Genomic DNA, 14,860 nt, shown 5'->3' with positions numbered 1-14,860 from the left:
TGATGCATGGCCGCCATGATCCGATCCCGCCTGACCGATTGGACCACCCTCCTACCCCTGATCGCGGTCCTGGTGCTCGCGGCCACCTGGGGTAGGGACCTGGCCGGCCCGCTGATCGTGGTGGTGGCCGCGCTGCTCGCCGGTGCGGTGCTCGCCGCCGTGCACCACGCCGAGGTGGTGGCGCACAAGGTGGGCGAGCCGTTGGGCTCGCTGGTGCTCGCCGTGGCGGTCACCGTGATCGAGGTCGGTCTGATCGTCACGCTGATGATCAGCGGCGGCGACAAGACGCAGGCGCTGGCCCGGGACACCGTCTTCGCCGCCGTGATGATCACCTGCAACGGGATCCTCGGCCTGTCGCTGCTGCTCGGCGCGTTGCGCCGGCGGGTGGCGGTGTTCAACCCCGAGGGCACCGGCGGGGCGCTGGCCACCGTGGCCACGCTCGCCACCCTCAGCCTGGTGGTGCCGACGTTCACCAGCCGGCCCGGCCCGCAGTTCTCCCCCGCGCAGCTCGCCTTCGCGGCGGTCGCCTCGCTCGCCCTGTACGGCCTGTTCGTGATGGTGCAGACCGGCCGGCACCGCGACTACTTCCTGCCGGTGACGCAGGAGGGCAGCATCATCCCCGAGGACGCCGACGGCGACGGGCACGCCGACCCGCCGTCCACGCGTACCGCCCTGGCCAGCCTGGTGCTGCTCGTGGTGGCGCTGGTCGCGGTGGTCGGCGACGCGAAGACCATCTCCCCGGCGATCGAGGCGGGTGTGGAGGCGGCGAACCTGCCGCAGGCGTTCGTCGGCGTGGTCATCGCCCTGCTGGTGCTGCTGCCGGAGACCCTTGCCGCCGCCCGGGCGGCCCGCCGGGACCGGGTGCAGATCAGCCTCAACCTGGCGCTCGGTTCGGCCATGGCCAGCATCGGCCTGACCATCCCGGCCATAGCGCTGGCCTCGATCTGGCTGGAGGGCCCGTTGCTGCTGGGCCTCGGCGGCACCCAGATGACGCTGCTCGCGCTGACCGCGGTGACCGGCGTGCTCACCGTGGTGCCGGGCCGCGCGACCGTGCTCCAGGGCGGTGTGCACCTGGTGCTGCTCGCCGCGTTCGTCTTCCTCGCGGCCAGCCCGTGACCGTCCTGGACGGTGCGGGCGACCTCGGCGAAAGCGGCTGACAGGTAGTCGGCCAGGGGCCGGCCGGTGGCCGCCAGCAGGTCGGCGACGAGCAGCGGGGCGTGCCGGGCGATCGCGGCCGGGTCCGGCGGCGCGTCGTCGTCGCCCGGGTCGTAGACGCCGAGCGCGCCCGCCAGCAGCACGAGCAGCACGTGCGGGTCGACGTCGGGCCACCAGGCCGCGGTGGACCGGACGCACCGCTCCAGCACCTGACGGACGTCGTCGCCGTCCAGCCCGTCCGGGTGGCTCTCCTCGAGCAGCAGCCGGACCACGCCGCCGAGCACCAGCCCGGCCCGGTCGGCGGAGGCGAGCCGTTCCACCGCGGGCGCGTATGTCTCACCGTCCCGTTCGGCGGCGGCGGTCACGGCCCCGGTGGCGGCCTCGGCGATCTCCCGGGCGGAGGCGGGGAGGTGGCGCCAGGTCGTGGTCACCGGGCCAGCATGGCAGACCCCACCGACAGGGCGCCGACACCGTCGGGCAGCACAGTCAGCCCGTCGGCAGATGAGACGCACCTCACCCCGTGAACGGCTGGGTGAGGTGGACCACCCGAAAACCGTTCGCCGCCTGTCGTACCCCGGCAACAGAATCCAGCCATGCTGCGCCGCGCCCTGCCCGCCCGTCCCGAAGCCCGCCGCCTCCTGATCGGCACCCTGCTGTCGGCCGTCGGGCGCGGCCTCACCCTGCCGTTCCTCTTCATCTACCTCACCGACGTCCGCGGGTTGAGCGATGCCCGCGCCGGTCTGGTGATCGGCTGGTTCGGCGCGGTGACGCTGGCACTGTCGCCGCTGGGCGGCACGCTGATCGACCGGTTCGGCGCCCGCCGGGTGGTGCTGCCCTGCCTGGCCGTCGAGGCGATCGGCACCGGCTCGCTGGCGCTGGTCGACTCGACCGCGTCGGCGTTCGGCGTGATGACGCTGATCGCGGTGGGCAGCTCGGCGATCTGGTCCGGCCAGAACACGATCCTCGCCTCGCTCACCGGCGACGGTGAGCGGCAGCGGGTGTTCGGGTTGAACTTCGCGCTGCTCAACCTGGGCATCGGCGTGGGCGGCCTGATCTCCGGCGCGGTGGTCGACGTGGCCCGGCCGGTCACCTTCCAGGCCATCTACGTGCTGGACGCGGTGAGCTACCTCATGCCGGGCCTGATCCTGCTGACCCTGCCGCACGTCGGTCACCGGCTGGTCCAGGAGCGGGCGGCGGACGCCGCGCCGGGGGCTGGGGGTTACCTCGCCGTGCTGCGGGACCGGCCGTTCCGCCGGCTGGTCATCTTCGGCCTGGTCCTCACCACCTGCGGCTACGCGCAGATCGAGGTGGGCTTCGCCGCGTACTCGGTGCGGGTGGTCGAGGTGTCGCCCCGGGTGGTGGCGTGGGCACTCGCCGGCAACACCGTGATGATCGTGCTCTCCCAGCTGCTGGTGATCCGCCGGATGGAGGGCCGGAGCCGGACGGGCGCGCTCGCCGCGGTGGGCGCGGTCTTCGCGACCGCGTGGCTGGTCCTGGGCGCGGCCGGCCTGGTGGGCACGGGCAACGCGCTGCTCGCGGCGCTCGGCGTGGTGGCCTGCTCGGCGATCTTCGGGTTCGGCGAGACGATGCTGTCGCCGGTGATGCCGGCCCTCACCAATGCGCTGGCCACCGACGAGCTGCGCGGCCGGTACAACGCCATGAGCTCGATGATCTTCGGGATCAGCGGCGTCATCGGCCCGGTCACCGCGGGTCCGCTGATCGGCGCGGCACACGGCCGGCTCTGGGTGGCGGTCGTGGTGGGCGGGTGCCTGACCGCCTCGGTGCTGGCCCTGTCGTTGCGCCGACTGCTCACCGGCGCCCAGGACGGCCGCATCGCCGCCGTGGTCGGGGAGCCGGCGCCCGCGCACGCCTGAGCGCTGCCGCGACACACGGACGGGCCCCGGAGCATCCGCTCCGGGGCCCGTTCGTCGTACGGGTCGGCCGTCAGGCGGCCGGGACCTCCGCCGTGGTCTGGATCCGGTCCAGCGCCGGCGCGGAGACCGGCGACTTCTCGGTCAGGTACGCGGTGAAGGCGTCCAGGTCGATCAGGCCGGTGACGGCGTTCGTGCCACCGGTGAGGACACTGAAGCCGTCGCCACCGCCGGCGAGGAAGTTGTTCACCGTGACCCGGTAGGTCGCGGTGTCGGTGACCGGGGTGCCGTTGATGGTGAGGCTGCCCCGGACCACGCGGGTGCCGGTGCACGGCGACGCGGCCGGCGCGGTGGTGCCGTTGACGTCGACGACGTAGTGCACGGTCGAGGACGCGTACAGCACCTTGGCGGTGGTGAACTGCTGCTCCAGCATGCAGTAGAGCTGCGCGCCGGTCAGGTCCAGCGTCACCAGGTTGTTGGCGAACGGCTGGACGGTGAACGCCTCGGCGTAGGTGACCGGGCCGGCGTCGAGGTCGGCGCGGACACCACCGGGGTTCATGAACGCGGCGACGGCGTTCTGCTCGTTGTCGGTGGCCGCGAGCTGGGCGTCGGCGATCACGTTGCCGAGCGGCGACTCACCGGTCTGGTACGTCGGCTTGCCGTTGACGTCGACCCCGGTCTGGTACAGGTTCTCCTGGGTCTTGGTGAGCACGCTGGTGGTCTCGCCGACCACCTTGTCGGCCACCGGGCCGAGGGCGGTCTTGTAGTGGGTGATCAGGTCGTTCGTGGCCTGGTTCGAGTCGACGGTCCGGGTCACCACGACGTTGTTCGCCGACGCGCTGACGATGTCCTTGCTGCGCCGGTCGATCTTCAGGTCGATGTCGGTGACCAGGCGACCGAAGGAGCTGGCGCTCGTGACCAGCTTGCCGTTGATGTTGCAGTTGTACGCGGCGTGGGTGTGCCCGCTGACGATCACGTCGATGGACGGGTCCATCCGGTTGGCGATGTCGACGATCGGGCCACTGAAGCCGACGCAGTCGTTTATGCCGCCGCCGTTCTGCACGCCGCCCTCGTGCAGCAGCACGACGATGGCCTGCACGCCCTGGGCGCGCAGGATGCGGGCGTACTTGTTGGCGGTGTCCGCCTCGTCGACGAAGGACAGCCCGGCGACGCCCTGCTGGCTGACGATCTGCGGGGTGCCCTCCAGGGTCATCCCGATGAAGCCGATCTTGACGCCGTCGATCTTCTTGATGCCGTACGGCGGCAGCAGCGGCTTGCCGGTGGCGGTCTTGAAGGCGTTCGCCGAGAGGTACTGGAACTTGGCGCCCTTGAACGGGGTGCCGTCGGCGCAGCCGTCGACCGGGTGGCAGCCGCCGTTCTGCATCCGGAGCAGCTCGGTGGCGCCCTCGTCGAACTCGTGGTTGCCGACGCTGGTGAACTCGAGCCCGGCGAGGTTCATCTCCTCGACGGTGGGCTCGTCGTGGAACGCGGCGGAGAGCAGCGGCGAGGCGCCGATCAGGTCACCGGCGGCGACCGTGATGGTGTGCTCCCGCTCCTTCTTCGTGGTGCCACGCAGCGCGTCGAGGTGGGCGGCCAGGTATGCCGCGCCACCGGCGGGCTGCCCGTCGATGGTGCCGCTGGAGCCGGTCGGCGGCTCCAGGTTGCCGTGGAAGTCGTTGATGGCGAGCAGCTTGACGTCGATCGGCTTCGGACGGGCCTCGGCCTGGTCGGGGTGTACGGCGACCGCGGTGAACGCGGTGGCGGCGAGTGCGGCCAAACCGACGGCGGCCCGGCGGCGCATCCCGGGGACGGACATGGAACTCCTCGTGAGATACCGGCGCGTGGTGTCCGGACGATGGTTCGCCCGGGTGACCCTGATCCGTGCCGTGACAGGGGTCGATCGCGGAAGGCGGCAGTCGGGGGACACCGCCCCGCCGGGGGCAAGCTTCTCATCCGGCGGCCGGGAGGTCGACCGGAGAGCACACGGGAATGGTGAATATGGACGGCGACCTGTACCGGCCTGCCCGACGAGTCGGACATGACGGGCAGGTGAAATCCTTCACGGCTCTCCGCTGTCGCGGTCCGGCGCCCACGGTGCCGGCCCCCAGGGACCAGGGAGCCGGCGCCGCGCGTCGGGTGGACCAGCAGGAGGGTGCGGCGCCTGCTGGTCCACGAACAACCGCCGGCGGGCACGCCCGTCGACGCTGCCAATGTCACCGAGGAACGCTTGCGCCGACAACCTCTGCGCAGGCAAATACAACCACCGGGCGGCCGATCCCGACCGAACGGCGGCCCGTTCTGCCGGTCCGCCCGGTAGCGCTCCCGGTCAGGCCGCCGACGCCTCCGCGACCAGTCGCCGCACCCCCGAACGGGACCAGTGTCCGGCGACTCCGGGCCGCGCCGCCAGGTACCCGGTGGTGCGGCCGACGTCCCAGCCGTGCGCCTCACGCAGCCCGCGGGCGAGCATGCCCAGGTAGACGGGGGCGGGCGGGGCCCACTCCACCTCGGACGCCGCGTGCGGAGCCGTGAAGGTGAGCATCGGCAGGCCGTCGCGCACCCCCACCCGGAGCAGGGTCTCGTAGCGGCCCGGGCCGAGGGTTGCCCGGCCGGCCTCCGCCGCCACCCGGATCAGGTCCAGGTCCGTGCCGGGCGGCCGGTACATCTCCTGCGCCGCGATGTCGGCGAACTGCTCGACCGTCACCAGGTAGCCGCGTACGGCCGCCTGACCGGGCAGCTCCGGGTCGTAGAACGCCATCCCGCCGGTCCAGGCCCGGGACTCGCCGGCGAAGTAGACGCCGCCGGGGATCGACCCGGCGACCGTGCGGCGCGGTGGTCGGCAGTCCCGGCAGCCCGGGTACGTGCGCAGCCCGCCGGGCGGGCGCCCGCCGCGCAGGTACCGGTCGAGCCGCGCCGCGTGCAGGTTCGAGCCGTACGCGACGTACCAGAGAAGCCGCTCCACGCCGGTTCAGAACCAGCAGGTCCGCCCGGCCGCGTGGCTGACCTGGACGGTGTGCGTCACGCAGCCGCCGTCGGCCACCCGGTGCAGCAGGAAGGCGGTCGGCTCGGCCACCCAGCCGATCTCCTCCTCCTCGGTCATGGCCAGGCTGACCTGCATCCAGGTGCTCGGCGCGGTGGTCAGCACCGTGCCCGCGAAGGCGCTGGTCACCGGCCGGTGCAGGTGCCCGGCGGCGACGCGGACCACATGGGGGTGGCGCCCGATCACCTCGGCGAGCGCGTCGGCGTCGGTGAGCCCCATGGCGTCCATGACCGGGACGCCGACCGCCACCGGCGGATGGTGCAGGCACACCACGGCGGGCACCTCGGTGCGACCGGCGAGCACCCCGTCGAGCCAGCCGAGCTGATCGTCACCGAGCCGCCCCCCGGCGTTGCCGGGGGCGTGCGAGTCGAGCACCACGAGCGTGCCGTCCGGCTGGTCCACGTGGTAGTGGGCCGAGAAGCCGCCACCCAGGTACGGGGTTCCACCGAAGGTGTCGAGGAGGGACTCCCGGTCGTCGTGGTTGCCCGCGGCGAGGTGCACGGGCAGCGGGAAGCGCGCGACGATCTCGCGCAACGCCAGGTACTCGTCGGGGCGGCCGTTGCCCACCAGGTCGCCGGTGATCACCACGCAGTCCGGCCGGGGCCGGAGGGCGAGCACCCGGCCGAGCGCCCGGTGCAGCCCGGACGCCGGCTCGGCCGCGAGCGGGCCGGTGGTCACGTGCGGGTCGCTGAGCTGGGCGATGAGCATCGGCGCCTCCTGACGAGCCCGGGACCCTCACGCTATCGCCGCCGCACCCCACTGCGGGGCCCCGTCGCCCACAGGCCGCGTCCACAGCCTGTGGATAGCACATGTGTACGAAGGTCGCCGGCTCGCCCGCTGGGTACCCTTGATCGCGCCCCGCCCCCTCCGAGCAGGAACGACGTGGATCACGAGCGAGTCGTCCGGGACGTCACGGTCCGCCTTCCGATGGCGTCGACCGCGCTGGAGGCGTGCCAGTGGACCGTCGCGGCGCTGGCCCGGCACACCCCGGCGACGATCTCGATCCTGCTCCAGGTCCACGACCGGCTGCGCTGCGTCGCGGCCACCGGCGCGTGGCAGGTCTTCTCCACCGTGCCGTTGAAGACACCGAGCGGGAACTCCGGCCCGGCCCGGCGCGACCAGAAGCGGTCGATCGTGGCCCGGGTGTACGACTCTGGCGAGCCCGCCACCGTCCCCGACGTCACCGCCGATCCCGACTACCTGCCGGTACGCCCCGATGTCACCGCCGAGATCTGCGTGCCCGTGCGGGATCAGGCAGGCCGGCCGCTCGGCGTGCTGGACCTCCAGTGGAGCGGCCCGGTCGGGACGGACCGGTGGCGGGAGACCGCCCAGCGGCTGGCCGACCGGCTCGGCGCCCGGATCGCCGCGCTCGACGGGCCGCCGGCCGAGAGCCGCAGCGAGAAGCTGCTCCGGCACGCCGCCGCGATGACCACCGCACCCACCGACTGGGACCTGATGACCGCCGCGATCGCCGCGGCCCGGGACGTCTCGGCGCTCTCCGCCGCCGTGCTGATCCTTCCCGGCCCGCGCGAACCCCGGCTGGGCACGCCGACGGGCACCCCCGGAGCGTTGGAGACCCGGATCCGGGCCGAGCTGGCCGAGGCCGGCCCGGCGGCGCTCGCCCGGATGATCGCCCGCGCCCACCGGCACGGCTCGGCGTACACGCTGGGCGAGGAGGGGCATCCGCCGACCGTGGACTACCTGCCGCTGACCCGGGCCGGTGCGCGCACCCTGGTGGCGGTGCCGGTCGGCCCCACGGAGGGCGGCGGTGTGCTGCTGGCCGCCGACGAGCGGCTGCTGCGCCCCGACCCGACCACGGTCAACCTCATCGAGCTGCTGGCCGGGCAGGCGTGGATCTGCCTCGACCGGCTGCGTACGCTCGCCCGGCTGCGCGAGCAGGCCAGCTCGGATCCGCTCACCGGGCTGCGCCACACCGGGCCGTTCGGGCAGCGGATCGCGAGCGCCACGCCGGGGCGTACCGCCCTGCTGGCGATCGACGTGGACGGCTTCAAGGACGTCAACGACACGTACGGCCACCAGGCCGGCGACCAGCTTCTCGTGGGGCTGGCCCGGGCGCTGGAGGGGGCGCTGCGCCAGGGCGACGAGCTGTACCGCACCGGCGGCGACGAGTTCGTCGCGGTGATCGAGGTGAGCCGCCCCGAGGAGGCCGTCCGGATCGCCGAGCGGCTCACCGAGGCCGCCCGCCGCACCGGCCGGACCATCAGCGTCGGCGTCGCCCTCCCGCGGCCCGGCGAGACCCCGGAGCGGACCCTGCGCCGCGCCGACCAGGCGCTCTACGCCGTCAAACGGGACGGCCGCGACGGCGTGCACCTCTCCGCCGCCTGACCGGCCGGCCGCCCCCAGCAGCCGGGCGGAGCGGACGGCCGGCCGCGGATCAGCGGGTCAGCTCCCTGGCCAGCAGCTCGGCGATCTGGGCGGTGTTCAGGGCGGCGCCCTTGCGCAGGTTGTCGCCGGTGACGAAGAGGTCGAGGGCGCGCGGGTCGTCGACGGCCCGGCGGATCCGGCCGACCCACGACGGGTCGGTGCCCACCGCGTCGATCGGCATGGGGAACTCGCCGGCGGCCGGGTCGTCGACCAGGATCACGCCGGGCGCGTTGCGCAGCACCTCGCGGGCGCCCTCGGCGTCGACCTCGGTGGCGAAGACCGCGTGCACCGCGACCGAGTGACCGGTCACCACGGGCACCCGGACGCAGGTCGCGGAGACCTTGAGGTCGGGCAGCCCGAGGATCTTGCGCGACTCGTTGCGCATCTTGAGCTCCTCGGACGACCAGCCGCCGTCGGCGAGCGAGCCGGCCCAGGGCACCACGTTGAGCGCGAGCGGCGCCGGGAACGGGCCCAGCTCGTCGCCGACCGCCTGCCGGACGTCGCCCGGCCGGGAGCCGAGCACCCGGTCCCCGGCGATCTTGCCGAGCTGGGCGTGCAGCGCGTCCACGCCGGCCTGCCCCGCACCGGAGACCGCCTGGTACGAGGCGAGCACCAGCTCGCGCAGCCCGTACTCGCGGTGCAGCGGGGCGATCGCCACGATCATCGCCAGGGTGGTGCAGTTGGCATTGGCGATGATCCCCTTCGGCCGGTTGCGGACCTGCTCGGGGTTGATCTCGGGGACGACCAGCGGCACGTCGCGGTCCATGCGGAACGCGCCCGAGTTGTCCACCGCGACGGCGCCCCGGCTCACGGCGACCGGCGCCCACTCGGCCGAGACCGCGTCCGGGACGTCGAACATCGCCACGTCCACACCGTCGAACGCCTCGGCGGTGAGCGCCTGGACGGTCAGCGACTCGCCCCGGCACTGGATCTGGCGGCCGGCCGAGCGCGCGGAGGCGAGCAACCGGATCTCGCCCCACACGTTGCGGCGGGAGGAGAGGATCTGGCACATCACCGTGCCGACGGCACCGGTCGCTCCGACCACGGCGAGGGTGGGCAGCGACGACATCCGCGCTACCGCCCCGTGCCGGCGTAGACGACTGCTTCGGTGTCACCGCCCAGTTCGAAGGCGTCGTGGATGGCCCGGACCGCCTTGTCGAGGTCGGTGTCCCGGCAGACCACGGAGACCCGGATCTCCGAGGTGGAGATCATCTCGATGTTCACCCCGGCCGCGCCGAGGGCGGCGAAGAAGCCGGCCGCGACACCCGGGTGCGAGCGCATGCCCGCGCCGATCAGGGAGACCTTGCCGACGTGGTCGTCGTAGAGCAGGCCCTTGAACTTGACCTGCTCCTGGATCTTGCTGAGCGCGGCCATGGCGGTCGGGCCGTCGGTCTTGGGCAGCGTGAAGGAGATGTCCGTGCGGCCGGTGCCCTCCGTGGACACGTTCTGCACGATCATGTCGATGTTGATCTCGGCGCCGGCCACGGTGTCGAAGATCCGCGCGGCGGCACCCGGCTCGTCGGGCACCCCGACGATGGTGATCTTCGCCTCGCTGCGGTCGTGGGCGACCCCGGTGATCAGTGCCTGTTCCACAGGAAGGTCCTCCATCGATCCGGTGACCATCGTGCCGGTGTTGGTCGAGTATGACGAACGGACGTGGATCGGCAACCCCGCGCGCCGGGCGTACTCGACGCTGCGCAGGTGCAGCACCTTGGCGCCGCAGGCGGCCAGTTCCAGCATCTCCTCGTAGGTGATGTGCTTGATGTGCCGGGCGTTCGGCACGATCCGCGGGTCGGCCGTGAAGACGCCGTCCACGTCGGTGTAGATCTCGCAGACGTCCGCGTCGAGCGCGGCGGCGAGGGCCACGGCGGTGGTGTCCGACCCGCCCCGGCCCAGCGTGGTGACGTCCTTGGTGTCCTGCGAGACGCCCTGGAAGCCCGCCACGATGACCACCGCGCCCTCGTCCAGCGCGCCCTTGAGGCGGCCCGGGGTGACGTCGATGATCCGCGCCCGGCCGTGCACCGAGGTGGTGAGCACGCCGGCCTGCGAGCCGGTGAACGAGCGGGCCTCGTAGCCCAGGTTGTGGATGGCCATGGCCAGCAGCGCCATGGAGATCCGCTCCCCGGCGGTGAGCAGCATGTCCAGCTCGCGGCCGGGCGGCAGCGGGCTGACCTGGTTGGCCAGGTCGAGCAGCTCGTCGGTGGTGTCTCCCATGGCGGAGACCACCACGACCACGTCGTCGCCGGCCTTGCGGGCGGCCACGATGCGCTCGGCCACCCGCTTGATCCGCTCGGCGTTGGCGACGGAGGACCCGCCGTACTTCTGCACCACGAGTGCCACGACGGTGCACTCCCTCCCAGCGACGACCCTGAGCGTGCCGGCGCCGCCGGTTTCTTCGGTCCGGCGGCGCGTGTCAGACCTCCCCAGGGTATCGGGCGGCCCGCGGCGCCGGGTCGGGTGATCCCACCATCCGGCCCGGCCTGCGCGGCTCACCGGCACCGGCCCGGCCGGACGACACGCCGGCCGGAACACCCGCACGGCGGGCTCCCCGGAGCCCGGGCGGCACCGCAGAATGTCCCGGTGCACGCACACCGACGCGCGGCCCGGCGACTGACCGGCACCCTGGCGCTCACCCTGCCCGCGCTCCTGGTCGCCTGCACCGCCGACCCGCCGAGCCCGGCCCCGACCGGCACGGCCGACCCGGTCCCCGCCGAGGTGGACGCCGCCCGGGACGAGATCGCCGCGCTGGCCGCCGCCGCCCAGGACCGGCACCTCACCGCCACGTACACCTACGAGCCGGCCGACGGCGCGACCCGGACGATCACGGTGACCAGCGCGAACGACGGCACCTGGCGGGTGGACGTGCCCGGTTGGGGTCAGGGCGGCACGGTCGACGTCTCGCTCGCCGCCACCGGCGACGGGCTCTTCCAGTGCGCCCTGCCCTCGGCCGGTTGGGCGCAGCCGGCGGGCTGCGTACGCCTCGGCGACGCCGACGACGCCGTGCCCCGCAGGCTGGACCCGCGGGTGCAGCACCCGTTCACCGACTGGCTGGACGTGCTCACCGACCGGCGCGCCCCGCTCGCCGTCTCGCCGGCCACCCCGCTGCCCGGGGTGAGCGGCGAGTGCTACTCGATCGAGTCGACCTCGGCCTCGCTGAACGCCCCGCTGGACGTGGGGATCTACTGCTACCTGCCGGACGGCACCCCGGCGGCGGTCCGGGCGGCCTTCGGCACGCTGAAGCTGGCCGGCGAGCCCGGCGCGGCGCCAGCCACCGTGCCGCTGGCCGGGCCGGTCACCGAGGGCGAGCCGGTGAGCCGGGACCTGCCGTCGCCCACCGACAGCCCGAGCGCGGGAACGCCCTGACCCGATGTCCGTTACGGGTGCTCTTGGCCACATCTGCCGGGGGTCGGGTGCGAGAGCAAAACGCCCATCAGGGATGCTTCTCCGCATGCCCGACCTCACCCCGCTGCTCGCCTTCCGCTGGAGCCCCCGCGCCTTCGACCCGGCCGCCGAGCTGAGCGGCGACGAGGCCACCTCCCTGCTGGAGGCCGCCCGCTGGGCGCCCTCGGCCGGCAACGCCCAGCCGTGGCGCTTCGCGCTCGGCCACCGCCAGGACGACACGTGGAAGCGCATCCTGGTCAACCTGCCCGAGGGCGACCAGCGCTGGATCCGGCACGCCTCCGCCCTGGTCGTCGGCGCGCACACCGGCGGTGACCCGGAACGGGGCGCGTACGACCTGGGCCAGGCCGTCGCCCACCTGACCGTGCAGGCCACCGCGCTCGGCCTGCACGTCCACCAGATCACCCGCTTCGACCGCGCCGGCCTCGCCACCGAGCTGGACCTCGCGATCGAGGTCCGGCCCCTGGTGGTGGCCGCGGTCGGCCGGCTCGGGGACCCGTTCGCGCTTCCGGAGGACCTGCGGGACCGGGAGACGGCACTGCGCCGCCGCCGCCCGCTGGCCGCCCTGCTGCTCGCCTGATCCGCCCCCACCGGCCGGGTCACCCGCCGCGGCTGGCCCGGACCAGGACCGTCGCGACGTCGGTGTTGCGGTAGAGGACGTGCCGGCCCTGCCGGGACCGGGACACCAGCCCGGCGGCGTGCAGCGCGGCCAGGTGTTGCGACACGTTCCCGCCCGACATCCCGGTGCGCCGGGCCAGGTCGGTGGTGGTCACCGCCGAGTCGAGCAGGTGCAGCAGCGCGGCCCGGCCGGCGCCGACCACCCGGGCCAGCGGGTCCCCGGGCGGGGCCGGTACCGGCTCCCAGAGCGTCCCGACCGCCCGCACCGGGTACGCCCCGGCCGGCAGCGAGTCCTCCAGCAGGTTCCACAGCACCCTCCGGTCGGTGAACACACTCGGGTTCAGCGCCAGCCCGCGCCCACGGAGGTCGAAGTCCCGCTCGAACGGGTCGTCGCTGACCACCCGGTCGCCCAGCCAGCGCAGGCTCGGGTGGAGCTGCGCGAACAGCCGACCGGCACCACCCTCGGCGAGCTGGGCGGCACGGTACGCGACATCGGCGTCGAGCAGCGCCCGCATCCGCGTCCAGTCCGGGGCGATCGCCTCGTCGTACCAGATCCGCAGGGCGTCGACGAGCTGCGGCAGCAGCGCGCGGGGATCGGCGAGCAGCGCCTGCCCGAACGGGCTCAGCGGTCCTCGCGCGGTGGTTGCCAGCAGGTCCTGGACCACCACGCCCGGCGGCGTCGCCGCGATCTGGTCGAGCTGCTCGGTGATCTCCACGCCCGGTCGGGCGGCCGGGGTGAGGAAGTCGGGCAGCCAGCGGCGCGGCCGGGTCAGCTCCCGCAGCGGACGGACCCGGTCGGCCACCTCCGGCCGCCCCAGCGTCGCCCGGGCCCGGTCGATCCACGGCAGGTGCACGGCATAGCGGACCGGATCGGCCAGCGCCCACATGCTCATGACCGTCTCGTTGACCGGTGAGACGGCGAACCGCACTCCCGCGACGTCGGCCAGGCTGAACCGCAACTCGGACACGTGCACCCCCCGACGCAGGATTCGCCACAGACTAAAAGGCTCGACGGGCTCCGTGGGGGCGCGGTTCACTTCCCGGCCATGGGGGCCAGAGACACCATCCGCACCGCCGTCCGGCACGTCGTACCGCCGGCCGGGCTGACCCGCGCCCTGGCCGTGCAGGCCATGGTCTACGCCGTTGGCGGCGGACTGTTCCAGGCGGGCAGCGCCGTCTTCTTCACCCGGGCGCTCGGGCTCAGCGCCGCCCAGGTGGGGCTGGGCCTGTCCATCGCGGCCGGGGTGTCGCTGCTGGGCACGGTGCCGCTGGGCGGGCTCACCGACCGGTACGGGCCGCAGCGGGTCTGGGTCGTCGCGCTCGTGCTGGACGGGGCGCTCTTCGCGACGTACCCGTTCGTGGGCGGGTTCGCCGGGTTCCTCGCCGTGGTGGTGGCCCTGGCCGCCGTGGACGCGGCGGCCGGCGTGGCCCGGCAGGTCTACTCGATCAACGCGCTCCCCCCGGCCGAGCGGGTCACCGCGATGGCCTACCAGCGCTCGCTGCTGAACGTCGGGTTCGGGCTCGGCGCGGCCATCAGCGGTCTGGTGCTGGCGGTGGACACGATCGCCGCGTACCGGGGGATGGTCTGGTTCATCGCGGCGGTCTTCCTGGTGACGGCGCTGTTCGTGCGGCGGCTGCCCCGGCTGCCGCAGGCGGCCCGCCCGGTGGAGCCGATGAGCCGGCTCGCCGTGCTGCGGGACCGCCCGTTCATGGCGGTGTCCCTGCTGTCGGGGCTGCTCACCGCGCACCAGACGCTCTACCTGACGGTGCTGCCGCTCTGGATCCTCACCCGCACCGACGCGCCGAAGGCGGTGATCGCCGGGCTGGTGGTGCTCAACACGGTCCTCATCGTGCTGCTTCAGGTGCGCGCCAGCCGGGGCGCCGACACCGCGCCGGACGCCGCGCGGGCGTCCCGCCGGGGCGCCCTGCTGATCGCCCTGTTCTGCCTGGTCCTGCCGATCTCCGGGGCGACCCGGGGCACGCTCACCCTGGTGGTGCTGGTGGCCGCCGCGATGCTGCTGATCGTCGCCGAGCTGGTCGAGTCGGCGGGCACCTGGGGGCTCACCGCCGCCCTGCCGCCGGCCGCCCAGCGCGGCGCGTACGTGGGGGCGTTCCGGCTCGGCACGCAGTTGCAGTACCTGATCGCCCCGGCGGGGCTCACCTTCCTGGGGGTGACCACCGGCGGCTGGGGCTGGTACCCGACGGCGGCCGTCTTCGCGCTGGTCGGGCTGGCGATCGTGCCCGCGGTGGCCTGGGCCGGGCGGACGCCGCGCCTGGGTGCCGTGGCACCGGAGGAGGCCGTGACACCGGTCCCATAGTCCGGACCTGGCTTCCCACCGACGATCTCACCACGTAGGGTGACCTTGTCATGTGGCGCGCGTACCTTCTCCTTGGC

At 73.8% G+C, this 14,860-nt stretch carries 12 protein-coding genes and 1 pseudogene; 6 read left to right on the top strand and 7 right to left on the bottom strand.

The window, feature by feature from the left end:
* Positions 1-15: 15 nt before the first annotated feature.
* The gene (locus F8274_RS11745) at positions 16-1,116 is read left to right on the top strand and encodes a calcium:proton antiporter (protein ID WP_151462343.1); all 1,101 of its coding nucleotides are present in this window, start codon (positions 16-18) and stop codon (positions 1,114-1,116) included.
* 11 nt (positions 1,117-1,127) lie between these two features.
* On the opposite strand, the pseudogene F8274_RS31905 reads toward F8274_RS11745, so the two are convergent.
* Positions 1,128-1,586: pseudogene (locus F8274_RS31905) on the bottom strand (hypothetical protein); the annotation flags it as partial.
* 162 nt (positions 1,587-1,748) lie between these two features.
* On the opposite strand from F8274_RS31905, the gene F8274_RS11735 reads away from it, so the two are divergent.
* Positions 1,749-3,029 (top strand): MFS transporter, encoded by a 1,281-nt coding sequence (locus tag F8274_RS11735; RefSeq protein WP_151462332.1) that lies wholly within the window; start codon positions 1,749-1,751, stop codon positions 3,027-3,029.
* Positions 3,030-3,099: 70 nt separating this feature from the next.
* Here F8274_RS11735 and F8274_RS11730 read toward each other — a convergent pair whose 3' ends face one another.
* From F8274_RS11730 to F8274_RS11720, 3 genes are all read right to left on the bottom strand, one after another.
* Entirely contained in the window at positions 3,100-4,842 is a 1,743-nt protein-coding gene (locus tag F8274_RS11730; RefSeq protein WP_151462331.1) for a bifunctional UDP-sugar hydrolase/5'-nucleotidase, read from the bottom strand.
* A gap of 510 nt (positions 4,843-5,352) precedes the next feature.
* The gene (locus F8274_RS11725) at positions 5,353-5,985 is read right to left on the bottom strand and encodes a histone deacetylase (RefSeq protein ID WP_151462330.1); all 633 of its coding nucleotides are present in this window, start codon (positions 5,983-5,985) and stop codon (positions 5,353-5,355) included.
* A 6-nt stretch (positions 5,986-5,991) separates the two neighbouring features.
* Positions 5,992-6,771, bottom strand: a complete 780-nt coding sequence (locus tag F8274_RS11720) for a phosphodiesterase (protein WP_151462329.1) — start codon at positions 6,769-6,771, stop codon at positions 5,992-5,994.
* A gap of 174 nt (positions 6,772-6,945) precedes the next feature.
* Between F8274_RS11720 and F8274_RS11715 the strand changes: the two genes are divergently transcribed.
* Positions 6,946-8,409, top strand: a complete 1,464-nt coding sequence (locus tag F8274_RS11715) for a diguanylate cyclase domain-containing protein (RefSeq protein ID WP_151462328.1) — start codon at positions 6,946-6,948, stop codon at positions 8,407-8,409.
* A 49-nt stretch (positions 8,410-8,458) separates the two neighbouring features.
* Here the strand turns inward: F8274_RS11715 and F8274_RS11710 are convergent, their stop codons facing one another.
* Both F8274_RS11710 and F8274_RS11705 read right to left on the bottom strand, forming a co-directional pair.
* Positions 8,459-9,517 carry an aspartate-semialdehyde dehydrogenase gene (locus F8274_RS11710; protein ID WP_151462327.1) on the bottom strand — a complete coding sequence of 353 codons (1,059 nt, stop codon included), beginning with the start codon at positions 9,515-9,517 and terminating at the stop codon, positions 8,459-8,461.
* Positions 9,518-9,522: 5 nt separating this feature from the next.
* Complete coding sequence (locus F8274_RS11705; RefSeq protein ID WP_151462326.1) at positions 9,523-10,788, bottom strand: aspartate kinase; 1,266 nt, start codon at positions 10,786-10,788, stop codon at positions 9,523-9,525.
* 240 nt (positions 10,789-11,028) lie between these two features.
* Between F8274_RS11705 and F8274_RS11700 the strand changes: the two genes are divergently transcribed.
* Positions 11,029-11,811 (top strand): hypothetical protein, encoded by a 783-nt coding sequence (locus F8274_RS11700; protein ID WP_225853735.1) that lies wholly within the window; start codon positions 11,029-11,031, stop codon positions 11,809-11,811.
* A gap of 85 nt (positions 11,812-11,896) precedes the next feature.
* A complete protein-coding gene (locus tag F8274_RS11695) occupies positions 11,897-12,427 on the top strand; it encodes a nitroreductase family protein (protein WP_151462325.1) in 531 nt (176 codons plus the stop codon).
* A 19-nt stretch (positions 12,428-12,446) separates the two neighbouring features.
* Here the strand turns inward: F8274_RS11695 and F8274_RS11690 are convergent, their stop codons facing one another.
* Positions 12,447-13,433 (bottom strand): DUF5937 family protein, encoded by a 987-nt coding sequence (locus F8274_RS11690; protein WP_151462324.1) that lies wholly within the window; start codon positions 13,431-13,433, stop codon positions 12,447-12,449.
* A 78-nt stretch (positions 13,434-13,511) separates the two neighbouring features.
* Between F8274_RS11690 and F8274_RS11685 the strand changes: the two genes are divergently transcribed.
* Entirely contained in the window at positions 13,512-14,783 is a 1,272-nt protein-coding gene (locus tag F8274_RS11685; RefSeq protein WP_151462323.1) for an MFS transporter, read from the top strand.
* Positions 14,784-14,860: the final 77 nt, after the last annotated feature.

The sequence above is a fragment of the Micromonospora sp. AMSO31t genome (assembly GCF_008868175.1).
Lineage (GTDB): Bacteria > Actinomycetota > Actinomycetes > Mycobacteriales > Micromonosporaceae > Micromonospora.
The sequence above is the reverse complement of the archived record's forward strand: the minus strand, read 5'-3'. Positions and strand labels throughout refer to the sequence as shown.